Genomic DNA, 17,523 nt, shown 5'->3' on the forward strand with positions numbered 1-17,523 from the left:
GGGACAGGTTTTTTCTTAGGTAAACCCCAAGCTGATGCAAAAGCATTTTTTGATGCTGGTGCGAAAGTAGCCATTGCATCTGACTACAATCCAGGATCTTGTCATTGCGACAACCTTCTTCTTGTAGCATCTTTAGCTGCACCTACTTATAAAATGAATATTGCTCAACTTTGGTCTGCAATTACTTTAAATGCTTCACATGCTTTGAACTTAAAATCTCAAGGTGCTTTAATTCCAGGATTAAAGCCAAGATTTACAATTTTTGATGTAGATAATATTGATAAAATTACATACCACTGGGGAGCAAACCTTTGCATTCGTTAATCGCTTCGCTCGCCCTACTTTTTATACTTTCTTCATGTAACGAGAAAGTTAAAGAGTGTGCATGTACTTTTGAGTACGCTCCTGTTTGCTCTAACGGAGTACAGTACGACAATAAGTGCTTAGCAAAGTGCAATGGTGCTTTAGATATCACGCCTGGTGAATGTAAGTGTAATATAAACTCTGGTGAAGTATGCGCAACACCTTCTATGAAGGAATGTCCCGAAGGAATGATGTGTACACAAGTAATGCCATCACCAAGAATTTATACAAACGAATGTGAGGCCTTAAAAGATAAGGCCCAAGTAACAAAGATGAATAACTGTAATTAGTTTTTTAGAAGTTTATCAAATTTTTCATAGATTTCTTCAGAGCTAAAATCTTTTGCTCCATTTGAAACCTGAATGACTTTACCTTTATGATAAATAATTGAAACTGGTATTGCTGAAACCATATACTGCTCAAGAATAAAACCATTAACGTCTGCAATATTTGGAAAGTTTAATTTATATTTCTTTTCTATTTTTTTTATACTTTTAATCTGGTCTTCATCGTCCTGATTAATTCCAAAAACTTGTACTTTAGAATCGTCATACTTTTCTTTCATTTTTACAATTGAAGGAAACTCTATAAGACAAGGCTTACACCAAGTCGCCCAAAAGTTTAAAATCACAATTGGCGCCTTTACTTCTTTAAACTTAAGCTTCTTATTTTCAGTTGTAGTTACTTCTAAAGAATTAAAAAGAGACTCATAATGAGTGTGGATTTTCTTCTCTGTTTTTGTCGCATCAGCTTTCAAATCAAAAAGGTTAAACATTCCCTGCCCTACTCCTAGAATTGTAAGAAAGGCCAAAGCTATATAAATTGGAAAATATTTCTTCATTGAGACCCCTGTCTCTTTAGATTAGCATTTAGTATAATGGAAAAAGTCGATTTATTTAAGCAAGAATTCAATTCCCACCAGCAAGAATTACTACAATATCTCGACGCAAATATGCCCCCAGAGCAGCTTATAGTCAACAATAAGGGTCAAGCTTTTATAGAATTTCTATTCATTCTATTAGCAATGATAATGATCTCTTTTGGAATGCTTAAAGGGCTCAACAGTTCAATATCACAAAGGTGGTTAGGAACAGTTAAGGCCATTGCAAAGCCAACACCCTCTGACATACAATTAAGATAAATTTCATTTAATCATTGAGGATAATATGAACTACATACTCTCTATAGACCAGGGTACCACAGGAACTACAGCAGTATTAATTGATGCCAAAACAATGAGTTTTGTTGATAAAATTAATAAAGAGTTTCCTCAAATTTTTCCTAAACCATCTTGGGTTGAGCATAACCTCAACGACATTTGGGAATCCATTGAATTTACTATAAGACAGATTATTAGAAAGAATAACTTATCTGCAGATCAAATTGTATCTATAGGAATAACAAATCAAAGAGAAACTACATGTGCTTTTAGTAAGTCAGGAGCTCCTCTTGCAAACGCAATTGTATGGCAAGACAGAAGAACAAGTGATCGTTGCCAATCCCTAAAAGACAAAGAAAGCTTTATTAGGAAGAAAACAGGTCTTCAATTAGACTCTTACTTTTCTGGAACTAAAATGAATTGGCTGCTTGAAAACAATGCAAATGTAAAACAAGCTTATCAAAACAATGATCTACTCTTTGGTACAATAGACACATTTATTTTATACAAGTTAACAAATTCAATTTCTCATAAAACTGAAGCAAGCAATGCGTCTAGAACACTTCTTATGGATTTGAAAACAACACAATGGTGCCCTGAACTACTTGATATATTTAAGGTACCAGAGAATACACTTCCAGAGATCTGTGACTCTTTTACTGATTTTGGAGAAACAAAAGGTCTTTCATTTCTGCCTGACGGTATTCCAATTACAGGAATTCTTGGTGATCAGCAAAGTGCCCTCTTTGGACAGGCAGGATTAAACTCAGGAGATTTAAAGTGTACCTATGGAACAGGTGCCTTTATGCTTTTAAATACTGGAAGTGAAATTAAAGAATCAAAGCAAGGCCTTTTAACAACCGTGGCCTATAAGGAAAATGGAAAGACTTTCTATGCCTTAGAGGGAAGTACTTACATTTGTGGTGCTGCTGTTCAATGGTTAAGAGATAACCTTGATATGATTAAAAAGAGTTCAGACATTGAAGACCTTGCAAATAAAGTTAAAAATTTAGATGAGATGGAGCATGTTATGTTTCTCCCATTCTTTACAGGAATAGGCTCTCCTTATTGGTCTACAGACGCAAAAGGGGCAATTTTAGGACTTACAAGAGATACAGGAAAGCAACATATTGCAAGAGCATGCCTAGACGGTATGGCACTATCTATAAATGACTTACTACAGGCAATGATCCTAGATACTGACTCAAAAATTGAAACACTCAAAGTAGATGGTGGAGCAGTAAATAATGAACTTCTCATGAATATTCAATCAACAATATCTGAAGTAGAAATCATTAGACCTAAAGTGATTGAAACAACGGCCTATGGGGCAGCGCTTGCTTCTGCAATAGGAGCTAGAATTATCAAGAAAGACAAAATAGCTGAGCTCTGGCAAAAAGATTGCTCATTCACAGGTAATAATACTCAACGTGAGCATTATCAGATGAAGAAGAAGAAATGGTCAAAATATATAAGCTCTCTATTCCTTTAGAGGGCTTAACCTACTGAATTCATATATCTAATCTGTAATTCCTTCACACATTTCTATACGCTTTTGCCATTCGCAGCATCAACTTATATGTATATATCTATATAGGATAAATTCCCGTAGAACTTACTCATTTGAAGGTGAAAATATGAAATTCTTAACAAGTATTATCTTAATTCTACTTTCCCTAAATATATATGCTGATACAAAATTCTATTCAAAATTCTCCCCTCATGAGGGTGCCGAGGCCTTTGAAATAATCTATAAAAAAGTTAATCAATCACAAAATTATGTCTATGCAACGATTTATTCTTGGTCGGATAAAGGAATAACCAATTCTTTTAAAGATGCTTTAAAGAAGGGTGCTGAAGTTAAGATCATTCTACATCCAAGCCTTGCTAAGAAAGCTCGAATAAAAAAAGTTGCAATAGAGTTAGAAACCCTTGGGGCTGATCTTAAGATTGCAAAGATGAATATGCATGAAAAATTTATTCTTATAGATAATAACTTTCTCGTTAACTCTTCTGCCAATATGTCTGGTGGGGCAAAAAGCAGATATAGCGAAAACTTCATCTTCCATAATGATGAAAGCTTAGAGGGAAAACTTCTAATTAGTCAGTTTAAGAAAGAGTTTACTATCCTATGGAACTCAGGAAAAGATATTTTTACAGCAGAAGAATCTATTGCGGAAAAGCTTCCATTAAATAAGTTACAAAACCTTCCAAAGCATTCAGAAGTAACTCTTCTATCTAGCTCAATGAATTTTACTATTAAAGAAAATCAACCATCATCAAAGTCTTATAAAATTGGAAAGTACTATACTTTAAAAAGAAGAAATGGTGTTAAAAACCAAACATGGAAAGTAAGAGACACAATTATTGACCATATAAATAATGCGAAGAAAAATGTCTACTTATCACTAAACCACTTTAATATTAGAGAGATTTCAGACGCACTAGTTAATGCTTCAAAAAGAGGAATTGATGTTAAGCTTACTGTTGATAATCAAGAATTTAAGTCAAAGATTAACAACAAAGAAATGACTCCTCAATTTGTAAAGGACTGGAAAAAAATTAAAGGTAACTCTAAAAAAGAAGCCCCAGTAAGAGTTAAATATTATTCTCACTCACCTTCCCCAAGACATTGGTTACTTAACCACCATAAATTTATACTTATAGATTTCGATGAGAATGATTACGATAATACTATTCTTATTTCAGGTTCTTACAATCTAAGTAGAACTGCTGAGCACAATCAATTTGATAACATGGTTATCTATAAAACAGATAAGAATAAGAGATTATTTAAAAGCTTTAAAAATGAATTCTTAAATCAGTGGAGCTGGAATAGAGATAATTCAGATAAACCAAGACAAGAGTACCTAGACCAGTTTACTACATTGAAAGATAACTCTTCTATCGCTCTACATGCAAAAGAAGCTATTGCTCTATCATGGTCAGAAGTTTTAAATTTAAGAACGAGTGTTCGAAAAATAGCAAAAAACTTATTTAAAGGACTCTATCGTAACAAAGATTGCCTTTATTACGATATTAATAGAAACTCATTTTGGGGTTGTCCTAGATAAACTAATTAAGAGTTAGTCATTTGGATTAGCTCTTCTTCAGTAATGATTAAAATTCCTAACCCTTGAGCTTTTTTTAATTTACTCGATCCACTAGACTGATCATTTGTTACAAGAATATCTGTATTCTTAGTAACAGAACTGACAACAATACCACTGGCATCTCTTATCTTCGCTTCTATTACAGATCTTTTTTCAGAAAGAGAACCTGTAATACAAATCTTTTTATCTGTTACTTTAGTTTCATTCTTCACCAATTCTTCAAAGGTAAAGCCAAATTTTTCTAACTCATCAATAAGCTCAAATTTAGACTTCAAGGATTCGAAAAAATCCACCGAAGACTTTTCAGCAAAGCCATCTATGTTTTGTAATTTTTCAGCACTTAATTTTTTTATTTTTTCTAGATTGTCATATCCAGCAAATACAACCTTTTCACACTTATTATAAGCTCCACCACTTATACCAAGAGCTGAAAGAAATGTAATTAAGTCTACAGACTTACTACCTTCAATCGAACTTAAAAGTTTAGTTGCTAACTTTTCTTTAACCTTATCTAAACTTAAAAGCATATCCATATCTAACTTATAGAGGTCAGGAATTTTTAGAATTAGCTTTGCCTTAATAAGTTCCTCTAAGCGTTTTGAGCTTAAGTCATCGATACCTATTTTTTGGATATAATTTAAAATACTTTCTTTAACAATTGCCGGACATTCAGGATTAGTACAAATTAGCCTTATATCAACCTTAGAGACCTCACTATCGCAAGAAGGACATCTAGTAGGATAGGAGAACTTCTTATCTGAACTTTCAATCACAGATAAAAACTTAGGGATAACCTCTCCTGATCTTATAATCTCTATCTCATCACCAGGTTTAAGTTCAAACTGATTTACTAGACCAAAGTTGTGCAAAGTAACTCTTGAAATCTTTGCTCCACTTAGTTCTACTGGTTCAACGTTTGCCACAGGTGTTAAGATACCATTTCTAGAGACTTGCCAAAGAATGGATTTAATTTTTGTATTTTTAGACTCACCTTGAAACTTGAATGCCATTTTATAACGAGGGTGGTGAGCTGTTTCTCCCAATTCTCTGTGCCATCTCTGATCATTAAAGCTAAAAACAATTCCATCAATCAGATAATCTCCTTCTGACATAAACTGTTTTGATTCCTCAATTGTTGCCGCAAGGGAGCTTGAGTTTTTATGAAGCGTATACTCTAAAGTTTCAAACCCTTCTTGTTTTAAGAAATTCATCTTATCTACTTCAGTAGAGATTTCATCTTTTCCAATTAACTCAAATGCCTTAAATGTTAATTTTCTAGACAGCTGTAAATGATCTTTTCTAGAGATTATTCCTGCAACAATATTTCTTTGTGAGGTCGGCTTCTCAAGACCCAGAGAAATCATCTCATCAGACAATTTGAAAAAATTTTCCTCATCGCAAAATATCTCACCTCGAACTTCAATTCGATTTTTATCTGATATACTTTTAACTATTGAATTTATCCATAAGGCCTTAGGTGTTATATTTTCACCAAAGCTCCCATCACCTCTTGTCTTTGCTAAAACTAGTTGACCATTTTCATAAATAAGAGAACAGCTCATTCCATCTATTTTATACATAGAGATGGCCTCTTTACCGTCCATCCAGGATTCGAGTTCTTCTACTTTATATGTCTTTGCTAAGCTCAGCATTTTTTCATCATGCTTAACTTTTTTATTCGACTTTACAAGAGACCCTACAATTTTAAGAGCCGGACTATCAGGAGATATTTCCTTTAGTTCATCTTCTAATTTATCGTATTCGTGATCTTGAATTTCAGGTTTGCCTTGATAATAAAGCACCTTATGGTGCTCTATTAAATCTTCTAGTTCTTTTATTCTATTTTTCATTATGATTTTAGAAGTTAAATCTAACTCCGCCTTTGAAAGCTGTATCCTTAAGAGACATAGAACGTCCTCCTGAAAACTTAGCCTTGTTACTGTTAAACTCAATGCCACCATCTATATCCATATTTGGACTATAGTTATGACTTCCACCTATTTCTATACTGTAATTACTACTAGATTCATCTTCTCCGTACAATAAAGTATCTTCATTGTAGCTAGACGTAAGCATGAATTCTAAACTCAAGTGGGCCCTAAATTTTTTCATTAGCGGTATACTTCCTCTACCACCTAGAATTAACCCACTAAAAGTTACCTCACCAATTTTATCAGCTGATAAATCATCATGCCCATAAGTATACTTTGCGTAACCAGCATATGCATCTAACTGAGGTCCATAAAAGAACCCTAAAGGAAGATATCTATAACCTAGTTTAAGTTTAAACTTACTGTTAGTCGTTGAGTTTGAATCTATCGATAAATTTCCACTACTTTTCTTTTGAGACCCAAAGTTTGCACCAAGCTCTAAACTTCCCCAATAGTTTCTTGTCGCCCAAACTTCTGCTTCTAAATTAACACCCATCAACAATCCACTTAAGCTATTTGTTGCTGAGCCAGTAGAGCTTGAAACTTTACTTGAACTTAAAACTCCAAATATTCCCACAGTACCAAGTTTCCCAAATGAGTAATCATTTTTTCCACCCTCTTGTCCATATGGGATTTTTAATAAGTCAGCTTTTTGGGTATTGTCATCTTTTTTTAGAATTACCCAGTCGTCGACTTCAACTCTTTTTCTTGTTTCGTATTTATCGATTTTTCCCTGAGCTTGTGTTGGAGAGACATAAAATACACGTCCACTTGCAAGCTTTTCTGTTTCCCAATCTACAATCTCTTTAAAAAGCGGATGTCTTTTTTTCTTAATGGGTCTAATTACATCTATAGAGTCATTAATGAATACACCGTAGCTTTTTCCAAAATCTACAGTAAATTGATTTCCTAATATTCCTAAAATCCTTCCATCATATGGAATATTTTTTTCAAACTGATCCAACCAATTCTTAACAGTCTGTCCAATAACAACAGGATCATTACTTGTTAGCTTTAAGTTATCTTTATAATAAACATCAGATCCATTATCTCCGAGAACAGTCATCTTTACATCGACTCCCTTCCCTTCGCTAACTATTTCAACTCTGATAATACTTCCAGCTTTTGTTTTTTCCGCTACAACTTTTAATACATCTGGATTATGAAGGTATTCATTTAGATTCCTTTTATAATTACCTAAGATATTTATAATTTCAGAATTTGATTTGTAGTAACACCAATCCGATGTTTTCAAGTATCTTTCAACTTCTTCAAAAACTTTAAAACCAAGAGCTCCACCAATTGAATCCTTCACAGGAAGAAGCATACATCTCCTCATAGACTGAGAAGCATTAGAATTTAAAGATATTGAGATAAATAATAATATTGAAAGTATTTTAATCATAATTCAGCCGGTAAATCTGGAAGTTTATCTGGTTTTGCTAGTCCTTCATATATATCAACTAACATTTTTAATTCATCATTTTCTAAGCGCATGGCCTTAAGCTGAATTTCAAGCTCTTGAATTTTTAGCTTTGCCTTGAGTAATTCACCGTCATCACTATTCTTTGATTCATATTTCTTATAATTTTCATTACTCATAAAGATTAAGAATTTTCCATTCTCTTTCTTAAACTTAACTCTTTCAGACTTAATATATCTTCTGATAGTTGAAACTGAAATATTCCTTATCTGTGAATATTCAGCAATGGATAGCCATAAACCTTCAATTTGCATAATCACTCCATGATTTATGTAATTATAATCATTTTATTCAATTTATGGTGATTAATCAAAAATATCTATTACTTGACCAAAAAAGGTTACTTTTTTTTAATTCAATACGCGTCTATAATCATTTCATGCAAAGAGTAGACATATCAAATTTTAAGAATAAAAAGACAGCATTAATAATGTCAGGTGGTGTTGTAAAGGCAGCAGCTTGGCACCTAGGTGTTGCACTTGCTCTAGAAGAGCTTGGCTTCACACTTAAAAATAATAATTCGCCAGATAGTGAATTAGAAATATCTACCTATGTCGGCTCAAGTGCTGGTTCTTTAATAGGCCTATATTTTGCTCAAGGCTTTAGACCTATCGATATTATTGAGGCCACAATAAATAAGAATAATAGCAAAATAAGAGCTATTAACTATAAAGACATGCTCAGCTTGAAGAAGCCTCTTGCTTCACCTAGTAGCTTCTACGATCCTCTAGAAGGCTTTCCAAGTCTATTAAAGAGATTATTCAAGCCTCTATTGAATGTATCTGGAATTTTTAGTACTCAAGGTCTACATGACTACTTAATTGAAAATGTCATCAATGAAAAGACTTTTGAAGAGCTCAAAGCTGACCTTTTTGTTGTAGCGACTCAGCTGGATCACTCTAGAAAAGTAATATTTAGTAAGTATAACTACCCAAATCCTAGCCACGACAGTACTGCAAACTACTATACTGGAATACCTCTAGCTGAGAGTGTTACGGCATCAATGAGTGTCCCACCTTTTTATAGTCCATATCCAATTAAGAACCCTCACACTGGCCAGACAGATTACTATATTGATGGGGAAATTAGAGAAACCCTATCTACTCACGTAGCATTCGACCATAATTGTGAGTTTATTATATCTTCTTGGACACATACACCTTATCATTTTCATGACGAGATAGGTTCTCTTGTTAATTACGGGCTACCTGCAATTTGTACACAGGCCATCTATTTGATGATTCAAAAGAAAATTGTAGCCAATAGAGCAAGAAGAGAACTTTCATCAGATATAATAAATACTGTTAATGATTACCTTAAATCAAATAAATTTGATGAAAAGCACAGAAAACAATTAACCTCTATCTTAGAGCGTAAATTATCTTATAAACCTAATGTTCATATGATCGACATTTATCCAAAGCATGATGACTATAAACTGTTTTTTAGAAATTCTTTTTCTCTTAATCCAGATAAGACATCCGAAATGGTATCTGCAGGCTATAAACGAACAATAAATATCTTCAAACGGCACGAATGGGAAAGTTAATACTCGTATTTTTATTTGTTACAAAGTCATATGCATTGATTCCAGAGAACTTCTTTCAAGATGATTTAACAATCATAGAAAGTATCGTTCTAAAGAAGAAAGTAGAATATTTCGATCTAGGACCACTTTATAAAGGTGATCAATTCCATTTCTATGCTAGAGATCCTAAAAACCGAATTTCAAATGAGTTTCCAATTCCTAAGTACTTTTACAATAAAGTTCACTTTTGGTTTAATATCTACACTCTTTACGACTCTAACTACTCAGTCCTTCACGACAAAGTAAATATGAGTATTATTTATGATGTTATCGACTACACCTCTTTAGCAAAGTCTGGCCTTAATCATCATACTAAGTTTGCCCTACAGTCCAAACTCACACTTACTAAGGTTGCTGAGCTTAAAAAAGTCTTTAAAAATCTAGGAGCTAATAAGAACTTAGGTTTAAAAGAACAAAGTATTCTAAAAGTCTTAAAAAATGCCAGAATTAAAATCCCAAAAGGTAAATCTAAGCGAACTAACTTTTTCAAGAAGTTATCCAAAAATCTTCGAGCACAAACAGGACAAAAAGATAATATTCAAAGCGGCTTAACTAATATTCAACCCTTTGAAAGCTCTATGAATAAGTATTTTGAGAAGTTTAAGCTTCCAAAAGAACTTAAGGCCATCCCTTTTCTAGAATCATCTTTCAATACTAAGGCCCGCTCTAAAGTTGATGCAACTGGAACATGGCAATTTATGAAGTATATAGGTAGTCACTTCATGGACATTAATAAGTATGTGGACGGAAGAATGAACCCGTTATTATCTACTATAAGTGCACTCCATCTATTAAAACAAAATAAAATGATACTCAAGTCTTGGGATTTAGCTGTTACTGCTTATAACTCTGGTCCTAAACACTATATAAAGGCCAAGAGAAAACTCAAAAAGAAAGATGCAGATCTTGAGTATATTCTTACTCACTATAAGCATCCACACATAGGATTTGCTTCTAAGAACTTCTACTCTGAGTTCTTAGCTCTTGTGTACTCCTTAGCTTACAGAGAGAACTTCTTCGAAAAACCTAAGGGTGATCCTCATGATAGAGTTCAAATATACATAACTAAATGTACTCAGTCTCCTGACTGGTATTTTCGAAATATCATTAAGCAAGACCCTGAAGCCAGGATAATAAATCTACATTTTAAAAAGAGAAAGTTAAAATCTAGGCTTAGAAAAGGACAAACGATTTTCTCTGATGTTGATTTAAACCCTAGAAAATATTACAAATTACCAGATAAATATATTACGAAGAAGTATCCAAAGAACTGGTCAAAGCTTGTTTCTAAAATGCGTTGTAGAAAGTAATTCTTTCTACAACTGCTCTACTATAATTGTATTTGATGAACAAAATGTCTGAATTAAATCTTTTGATTGATCTGAATACTCAACTTCAACGTTAATTGTCCCCATTGTATCTCCGATCATGAACACTTTCTTTGCAAAGTCACTAGCTTCTGTATTGAACATACCATCTTTATCTAGGTACAACGTTTCAATACCTATCGGACCTTTATAACTTTCACTAGCGACTTTCATATCAATAATGTTTTTACTGAAGTTTATTTGAATTAGACATTTATTATCAAGGTCACCTATTTTAAACGTATCCATTACGTAATTTAGATAGTCCTTACTTGGAATATGAAGTGCTTTATTATCCATATAGCCAACATATATACTCTCGCCAAAGTGTCTCAGCTCAAGGTATTTTCTCATACCTAATGGAAGTATTGGTCTTTCTACTTCATATAAGTTCAATCCTATTGACTTAGAACCTAAGCCTGTATTGAAGTACCTCACATCATCGCTATCAATATTTAATTCAAGATCATTTTTACCAAGTAGTTTTGTTTCAAATAATTCAATTTTTTCTTTCTTAGAAGCTATATAGGTATTTGATTCATAAAAAACATGGTCTTCAACTAAGTGAACTATTTTTTCACCAATTTCATTATTTAACGTTAGATATTGTATAAGAGTATTACCTGGTTCTACTCCAACATAAAGAATGAATCTATAGTCGTCACCTTCCTCTACTGTTTTAAATCTATCATTAAGAAGTATTCTCTCAAGATACTTATGATCAATGTCTATACTGTCAGTAGATTCATCTAACTCTACAAGTAACATTGCTCCTCTAATTCCTTCAAATCTTTTAAAGACATCATCTCTTTCAAGAAGAGGAATATTAACTAAGAAGTCCCCATACTCTAATGGAAGTTCAACAATTGTTGGGAACGTATCACTACTTAAAATTGTTCCTCTTATTGTTGAAACTCTCTCGTTAATCATTTCCTCAATCTGTATTGCCCCTATAGAACCACTACTCATTGGTTCGCCAAAGCTCACATCACTTACAAACTGAAATGGAGTAGAGTTTTTCTTTAGGCCATCATCTATTATTCCAAGAGATGTTCTAACAGTTAATTTTGCATTTGTTGGATATGACTTCTTATCATTAGCACTTAGTGATGACTGTATTAATTGTGAATAGTCATTTTGCTTTTCATTTTTATTTTGATTTACACTCTCATCTTTTGCAAAGTGACTAGCCACAGACTTTTGAGTATCCACATTTAATTTTACCTGCTTTCCTTTAGGTAGTAATTTCATGGCCTCATCAATTGAGATAACTTCTTCTTTTAATGGGTTTTCTGTCATCGCTACAATTTGCTTTTTGATTTCTTTTTTCATCTCTTTATTAGATGCTTCAACAATTTCTTCTTGTTTCTTTTCTGAGTAGTCAAAAAATAGAAGTTCATCACTTTCTTCTTTTTTACTATCTTCTTTCTTTTCTGTTTTATCTTTCTTAGCAACTACTTCTTCTATACTCACGTTATTTACTAATTCATTAATTAGAGCTTCTTCTTCAGGGGCTAACTTCTCAGTTGCGGATAAGCTTGTCTTAACTTCATCCTCTTTTACATTCTCTAATATTTTAACTTTCTCTTCTTTTTTAATAGTTTTATTAATAGCTACTTTTTCTTCATGAATATTAAACTGACTATCCACTGGCAGTGAGAAGCCATTAAGTAGACTTGAAACAACTAGGGTTTTTACCATTGGAACCTCGTAAGCTTTCATACTTATTAATTTTGAATTATTTATTTCTAAGTGTTTTAAGTTTCTTTCTCTTTTCTTATTAGACTTATATACCTTTGCTACTTTCTTTCTCTTTTCAAAGCGTGCAACAGAGATTCTATATTTAGACTCTAGAGATTTTTGTAATACTTCTTTTTTATCTACATTATTAGAACTGTTATTGATTACGACTTTAGTTTTACGAATGGTCTTAGAAGCGTTTATTACCGTCTCTAAGCTAATTGTAGTCGTATCTGTAAGTAGTTTATAGCTATGCCTGGAGACCTCGATTGAGGCGACTGTGAAGAGTGCGAATATGGTTGTTAGAAATACATGTTTTTTCATTACTAGTACTTCTATTTTCAACGCTAATGACTGAATTTTAAAGTACTAAAACTTTGCCTAGTGATTTTGTGAATAGGCAAAAAAAAAGACCACTATAAAGTGGCCTTTTGGATATTCAATTTTGACTATTCTTTAGTTATCTCTGCTTCTTACAAAGTCATGAAGTTGAATTCTAAGCTTAGCTCTTTCTTCTTTTCTTCTGTACTTATCAATTTCTTCATCAGAAAGACCTTGAGACTCAGAAAGTCTCTCTTTAGCATTTTGTAATGCTTCCATAGCTCTATCTTTATCAATTTCTACAGCTTCTTCAGCAACGTTTGCGAGAATAGTAACTTTCTGGTCAAGTATCTTACAAATTCCTGTAGTTATTCCAAAGAATCTATCAGGGTCATCTGCACCACCAAAAACTGAAAGCATACCCGTATCTAACTTAGTCACAAGATGTGTGTGATCTTTAAGAATATTGATTTGCCCTCTTTCAGTTGGAACCAAAAGTGCTTCAGCAGGAATATCCTTAGCAACAATTGCATATGGAGTTAAAACATCTACTGTAAAATTATTCATACTAATCCCAAATAAACCTGAGGGCGCATGCACCCTCAGTTATTAATTAATTACTTTTAAGAATCTTTTTCGCTTCTTCTTTAACCATATCAAGGTTACCCATTAGGTAGAATGCTTGCTCTGGAAGATCATCACATTCACCAGCAAGGATTGACTTAAATCCTGAAATTGTATCTTCAATAGAAACGAATTTACCAGGGTTACCAGTAAACTGCTCAGCAACGAAGAATGGCTGAGAAAGGAACTTTTGAACCTTTCTAGCTCTACCAACGATAAGCTTATCTTCTTCAGAAAGCTCATCCATACCAAGAATTGCGATAATATCTTGAAGTTCTTTATATCTCTGAAGAATCTCTTGAACCGCTCTTGCTGTATCGTAGTGCTCGTCACCAAGTACTTCAGCAGAAAGAATAGTTGAAGAAGAAGTCAGAGGATCAACCGCTGGGTAAATACCAATTTCAGCAATAGATCTTGAAAGTTCTGTAGTCGCATCAAGGTGAGCAAATGTAGTTGCTGGCGCTGGATCCGTATAATCATCCGCAGGAACGTAAACGGCCTGAATAGATGTAATTGAACCATCTTTTGTTGATGTAATTCTTTCTTGCATAGCACCCATTTCTGTAGAAAGAGTTGGCTGGTAACCAACGGCAGAAGGGATACGTCCAAGTAGTGCAGAAACTTCTGAACCAGCTTGAGTAAAACGGAAGATATTATCAACGAAGAAAAGAACGTCTTGCTTTTCAACATCACGGAAATATTCCGCAACAGTAAGACCTGTAAGTGCTACTCTCGCTCTTGCACCTGGTGGCTCATTCATCTGCCCATATACCAGTGCTGTTTTATCAATAACGCCTGACTCACTCATTTCATCGTAAAGGTCACGACCCTCACGTGTTCTTTCACCAACACCTGCGAATACTGAGAAACCACCGTGTTGAGTTGCAATGTTGTTAATTAGCTCCATAATAAGAACTGTCTTACCAACACCGGCACCACCAAATAGACCAATCTTTCCACCCTTAAGGTATGGAGCAAGAAGGTCAATTACTTTAATACCAGTAAAGAATGGCTCTTTTGATGTCGCTTGATCATCAAATGTAGGAGCTTCTCTGTGAATATCATTAGATGCTTTATTACCGATATCACCTCTTTCATCAATTGGCTGCCCAGTAACGTTAATAATACGTCCTAGAACTTCTTTACCAACTGGAGCTTGAATAGCTTTACCTGTATCTACAACTTCTAAGCCTCTTGCAAGACCTTCAGTCGCGTCCATAGCAATACATCTTACTACGTTGTCACCTAAGTGTTGAGAAACCTCAACAACTAGATTGTTTTTTTCTTCTGAAATAACTTTGTTTGTTAAAGTTAAAGCGTTGTAGATCGATGGAAGTTTTCCATTTGGAAATTCTACGTCAACAACAGGACCCATAACTTGCTTAATGTACCCAATATTTGTCTCAGACATTACTGCTCCTTAGCCATTTAATGACTCAGCACCTGATACAACTTCAATTAACTCAGTTGTAATGGCCGCTTGTCTTAATTTGTTCATTTTAATAGTTAGTTTATCAATTGCTTCTTTACAGTTAGAAGATGCTGAATCCATCGCACTCATTCTTGACCCATGCTCTGCTGCTAATGCATCTAATAGAGATGTATAAACAGAGCTGACAAAAGTCTGTGGAATTAATGAATCAAGTATTTCCTTTGGTGTTGGCTCATACTTAAAATCAAATGGAAACTTTTCTTGTAACTCTTCTTTTTCTTCTTCAGCTAAGGCCATTGGAAGAACTTGTTTTACACAAGGCTCAAACGCAATTGCTGATTCAAAAATATTATAAGCAACATAAATTCTTCCAATCTCACCAGCTTTGAACTTGTCAGCAAGCTCTTCAGATAGTTCAACCATTTCATTGTATGTTGGCTCAATTTTTTCAAAAGAATACTCTTTCGCTACTACAACTTCTTTCTTAACTAAGTCTTTTACTTTCTTACCAATAAAGTAGCACTCAACTTCTTCATCAGTTTTTGAAATAAAGTTCTTAACTTTCTTAGAAAGCTGAGAGTTGTAACCTGCACAAAGACCTTTGTTACTTGAGATAACTAGAAGTGCAGACTTCTTATTATCACTTTCTACTAGATATTCGTGGCTGTAATCTTGAACAAGCGCTGAAACAGTCTTAATCGTATCTTCAAGCTCCTTAGCATAAGGACGTGAATTTTGAATAGCCTGTTGTGCTTTACTCAATTTTGCAGCAGAAACGAGCTTCATAGCAGAAGTAATTTTATAAGTACCTTTAGTACTTTTAATTTTCTTTTTAAGCTCTTTAATATTTGCCATTATGGCTCCTCATAAAGAGGAAGAAGTTTTACCTTCTTCCAAATTAGTATTTAAATCCTGCTACGAATTCTTTAATAATTGAAGTTAGCTTTTCTTCATCTTGAACAGCTTTCTTTTCATTTATTTCTTTAACCATATCAGCGTGCTTTGAATTCATAAGATCAATAAGACCTTTCTCACAAGCTTGGATATTTTTAACAGGAACAGAATCAAGAAGTCCTCTTGTAGCAGCGTAGATACCAATTACTTGGTCTACAACTTCCATAGGAACATATTGTCCTTGCTTAAGAAGCTCTACTAATCTCTCACCTTTTGAAAGCTGAGCTTGTGTTGCTGCATCTAAATCAGAACCAAACGCTGCGAAGGCAGCAAGCTCTCTAAATGAAGCAAGGTCAAGTCTTAGAGTACCAGCAACTTTTTTCATTGCTTTAATCTGTGCAGAACCACCAACTCTAGAAACTGAAAGACCAACGTTAACAGCTGGACGTACACCAGAGTTAAATAAGTCAGACTCTAGGAAGATCTGTCCATCAGTAATAGAAATTACGTTTGTAGGAATATAAGCAGAAACGTCACCTTCCTGAGTTTCAATAACTGGAAGTGCAGTTAATGAACCTGCTCCAAGATCATCTGATAGCTTTGCAGCTCTTTCTAATAATCTTGAGTGTAGATAGAAAACGTCCCCAGGGAATGCTTCACGACCTGGAGGTCTTCTTAGAAGTAATGACATTTGTCTATAAGCTTGAGCTTGCTTAGTTAAATCGTCATATACGATAACTGCATGCTTACCATTATCTCTATAATACTCACCCATAGTACAACCAGTATATGGAGCAAGGTATTGTAGTGGAGCTGTATCAGATGCTGTTGCAGATACGATAATTGTATACTCAAGTGCTCCAGCTTCTTTTAGTTTTTGTTGTACTTGTCTAACAGTAGAGTTCTTCTGTCCGATTGCAACATAAATACATACAACATCTTTACCTTTTTGGTTGATGATTGTATCGATTGCTACTGCAGTCTTACCTGTCTTACGGTCACCAATGATTAGCTCACGTTGTCCTCTACCAATTGGGATCATTGAATCAATAGCCTTAATACCTGTTTGAAGAGGCTCATGAACTGGCTTTCTTGCAATAATTCCTGGTGCTTTAATTTCAATCTTTCCGAACTTGTCAGAATTGATTTCACCTTGTCCATCGATAGGCTCACCGATAGCGTTAACAACTCTACCAAGTAAAGCGTCTCCTACAGGAACTTCAACAATTTTCTCAGTTCTCTTAACAGTAGAACCTTCTTTAATGTTGTTATCGTTACCAAGGATAGCTACACCAACGTTGTTAGCTTCAAGGTTAAGAACCATACCTTTTGTACCTGTTCCAAATTCAACAAGTTCTCCGGCCATAACGTTCTTAAGTCCAAATACTCTGGCAACACCGTCACCAACAGTTAGAACTGTACCTACTTCATCCACTTGTAATTTAGTTTCGAAATTGGCAATTCTACTTTTAATAATGCTCGTAATTTCTTCTGGGTTCATCGACATT

The 17,523-nt window shown here is 34.1% G+C and carries 16 protein-coding genes; 6 read left to right on the forward strand and 10 right to left on the reverse strand.

Annotated features, from left to right (window positions below):
- Both ABX784_RS05305 and ABX784_RS05310 read left to right on the forward strand, forming a co-directional pair.
- Positions 1-324, forward strand: a 324-nt coding sequence (locus ABX784_RS05305) for an amidohydrolase family protein (protein ID WP_372653513.1), incomplete at its 5' end; no start/stop codon positions are given.
- Positions 312-653: a hypothetical protein gene (locus ABX784_RS05310; protein WP_372653515.1), complete on the forward strand. Its 342-nt coding sequence runs from the start codon at positions 312-314 to the stop codon at positions 651-653. The genes ABX784_RS05305 and ABX784_RS05310, both read left to right, overlap by 13 nt.
- Here the strand turns inward: ABX784_RS05310 and ABX784_RS05315 are convergent.
- Positions 650-1,204: a TlpA family protein disulfide reductase gene (locus ABX784_RS05315; RefSeq protein WP_372653518.1), complete on the reverse strand. Its 555-nt coding sequence runs from the start codon at positions 1,202-1,204 to the stop codon at positions 650-652. The two genes, ABX784_RS05310 and ABX784_RS05315, sit on opposite strands and share 4 nt — an antisense overlap.
- 146 nt (positions 1,205-1,350) lie before the next feature.
- Positions 1,351-1,491: a hypothetical protein gene (locus tag ABX784_RS05320; RefSeq protein WP_372653521.1), complete on the reverse strand. Its 141-nt coding sequence runs from the start codon at positions 1,489-1,491 to the stop codon at positions 1,351-1,353.
- A gap of 38 nt (positions 1,492-1,529) precedes the next feature.
- Between ABX784_RS05320 and ABX784_RS05325 the strand changes: the two genes are divergently transcribed.
- Together ABX784_RS05325 and ABX784_RS05330 are read left to right on the forward strand one after the other, a co-directional pair.
- Positions 1,530-3,014 (forward strand): FGGY family carbohydrate kinase, encoded by a 1,485-nt coding sequence (locus ABX784_RS05325; RefSeq protein ID WP_372653524.1) that lies wholly within the window; start codon positions 1,530-1,532, stop codon positions 3,012-3,014.
- A 145-nt stretch (positions 3,015-3,159) separates the two neighbouring features.
- Positions 3,160-4,596 carry a phospholipase D-like domain-containing protein gene (locus ABX784_RS05330; protein WP_372653527.1) on the forward strand — a complete coding sequence of 479 codons (1,437 nt, stop codon included), beginning with the start codon at positions 3,160-3,162 and terminating at the stop codon, positions 4,594-4,596.
- A gap of 5 nt (positions 4,597-4,601) precedes the next feature.
- Here the strand turns inward: ABX784_RS05330 and ligA are convergent, their stop codons facing one another.
- From ligA to ABX784_RS05345, 3 genes are read right to left on the reverse strand one after another with little or no spacing between them, the layout of a single operon-like run.
- Positions 4,602-6,485, reverse strand: a complete 1,884-nt coding sequence (gene ligA / locus ABX784_RS05335; RefSeq protein ID WP_372653530.1) for an NAD-dependent DNA ligase LigA — start codon at positions 6,483-6,485, stop codon at positions 4,602-4,604.
- Between the two features lie 7 nt (positions 6,486-6,492).
- A complete protein-coding gene (locus ABX784_RS05340) occupies positions 6,493-7,971 on the reverse strand; it encodes a hypothetical protein (RefSeq protein ID WP_372653532.1) in 1,479 nt (492 codons plus the stop codon).
- Positions 7,968-8,303: a hypothetical protein gene (locus ABX784_RS05345; RefSeq protein WP_372653535.1), complete on the reverse strand. Its 336-nt coding sequence runs from the start codon at positions 8,301-8,303 to the stop codon at positions 7,968-7,970. The genes ABX784_RS05340 and ABX784_RS05345 overlap by 4 nt, the downstream gene beginning before the upstream one ends.
- 125 nt (positions 8,304-8,428) lie before the next feature.
- Between ABX784_RS05345 and ABX784_RS05350 the strand changes: the two genes are divergently transcribed.
- Entirely contained in the window at positions 8,429-9,598 is a 1,170-nt protein-coding gene (locus ABX784_RS05350) for a patatin-like phospholipase family protein (RefSeq protein ID WP_372653538.1), read from the forward strand.
- Positions 9,586-10,947: a lytic transglycosylase domain-containing protein gene (locus ABX784_RS05355; protein WP_372653540.1), complete on the forward strand. Its 1,362-nt coding sequence runs from the start codon at positions 9,586-9,588 to the stop codon at positions 10,945-10,947. The genes ABX784_RS05350 and ABX784_RS05355 overlap by 13 nt, the downstream gene beginning before the upstream one ends.
- A gap of 6 nt (positions 10,948-10,953) precedes the next feature.
- Here ABX784_RS05355 and ABX784_RS05360 read toward each other — a convergent pair whose 3' ends face one another.
- From ABX784_RS05360 to atpA, 5 genes are all read right to left on the reverse strand, one after another.
- Complete coding sequence (locus ABX784_RS05360) at positions 10,954-13,068, reverse strand: hypothetical protein (RefSeq protein WP_372653543.1); 2,115 nt, start codon at positions 13,066-13,068, stop codon at positions 10,954-10,956.
- 132 nt (positions 13,069-13,200) lie between these two features.
- The gene (gene atpC / locus ABX784_RS05365; protein ID WP_372653546.1) at positions 13,201-13,632 is read right to left on the reverse strand and encodes an ATP synthase F1 subunit epsilon; all 432 of its coding nucleotides are present in this window, start codon (positions 13,630-13,632) and stop codon (positions 13,201-13,203) included.
- A gap of 46 nt (positions 13,633-13,678) precedes the next feature.
- On the reverse strand, positions 13,679-15,100 hold the full coding sequence (gene atpD, locus ABX784_RS05370; protein ID WP_372653548.1) for a F0F1 ATP synthase subunit beta: 1,422 nt from the start codon (positions 15,098-15,100) through the stop codon (positions 13,679-13,681).
- 9 nt (positions 15,101-15,109) lie between these two features.
- The gene (atpG, locus tag ABX784_RS05375) at positions 15,110-15,976 is read right to left on the reverse strand and encodes an ATP synthase F1 subunit gamma (RefSeq protein ID WP_372653550.1); all 867 of its coding nucleotides are present in this window, start codon (positions 15,974-15,976) and stop codon (positions 15,110-15,112) included.
- A gap of 43 nt (positions 15,977-16,019) precedes the next feature.
- Positions 16,020-17,522, reverse strand: a complete 1,503-nt coding sequence (gene atpA, locus ABX784_RS05380; RefSeq protein WP_372653552.1) for a F0F1 ATP synthase subunit alpha — start codon at positions 17,520-17,522, stop codon at positions 16,020-16,022.
- Position 17,523 lies beyond the last annotated feature (1 nt).

Origin of the sequence: Halobacteriovorax sp. (assembly GCF_041587335.1) — a bacterium.
In the GTDB taxonomy this organism is placed as follows: domain Bacteria; phylum Bdellovibrionota; class Bacteriovoracia; order Bacteriovoracales; family Bacteriovoracaceae; genus Halobacteriovorax.

Bases quoted from the DNA above. Each gene is read 5' to 3' on its own strand.
- ABX784_RS05315 (WP_372653518.1), bottom strand. From the start codon at position 1,204: ATGAAGAAATATTTTCCAATTTATATAGCTTTGGCCTTTCTTACAATT.
- ABX784_RS05320 (WP_372653521.1), bottom strand. From the start codon at position 1,491: ATGTCAGAGGGTGTTGGCTTTGCAATGGCCTTAACTGTTCCTAACCAC.
- ABX784_RS05325 (WP_372653524.1), top strand. From the start codon at position 1,530: ATGAACTACATACTCTCTATAGACCAGGGTACCACAGGAACTACAGCA.
- ABX784_RS05330 (WP_372653527.1), top strand. From the start codon at position 3,160: ATGAAATTCTTAACAAGTATTATCTTAATTCTACTTTCCCTAAATATA.
- ligA (WP_372653530.1), bottom strand. From the start codon at position 6,485: ATGAAAAATAGAATAAAAGAACTAGAAGATTTAATAGAGCACCATAAG.
- ABX784_RS05340 (WP_372653532.1), bottom strand. From the start codon at position 7,971: ATGATTAAAATACTTTCAATATTATTATTTATCTCAATATCTTTAAAT.
- ABX784_RS05345 (WP_372653535.1), bottom strand. From the start codon at position 8,303: ATGCAAATTGAAGGTTTATGGCTATCCATTGCTGAATATTCACAGATA.
- ABX784_RS05350 (WP_372653538.1), top strand. From the start codon at position 8,429: ATGCAAAGAGTAGACATATCAAATTTTAAGAATAAAAAGACAGCATTA.
- ABX784_RS05355 (WP_372653540.1), top strand. From the start codon at position 9,586: ATGGGAAAGTTAATACTCGTATTTTTATTTGTTACAAAGTCATATGCA.
- ABX784_RS05360 (WP_372653543.1), bottom strand. From the start codon at position 13,068: ATGAAAAAACATGTATTTCTAACAACCATATTCGCACTCTTCACAGTC.
- atpC (WP_372653546.1), bottom strand. From the start codon at position 13,632: ATGAATAATTTTACAGTAGATGTTTTAACTCCATATGCAATTGTTGCT.
- atpD (WP_372653548.1), bottom strand. From the start codon at position 15,100: ATGTCTGAGACAAATATTGGGTACATTAAGCAAGTTATGGGTCCTGTT.
- atpG (WP_372653550.1), bottom strand. From the start codon at position 15,976: ATGGCAAATATTAAAGAGCTTAAAAAGAAAATTAAAAGTACTAAAGGT.
- atpA (WP_372653552.1), bottom strand. From the start codon at position 17,522: ATGTCGATGAACCCAGAAGAAATTACGAGCATTATTAAAAGTAGAATT.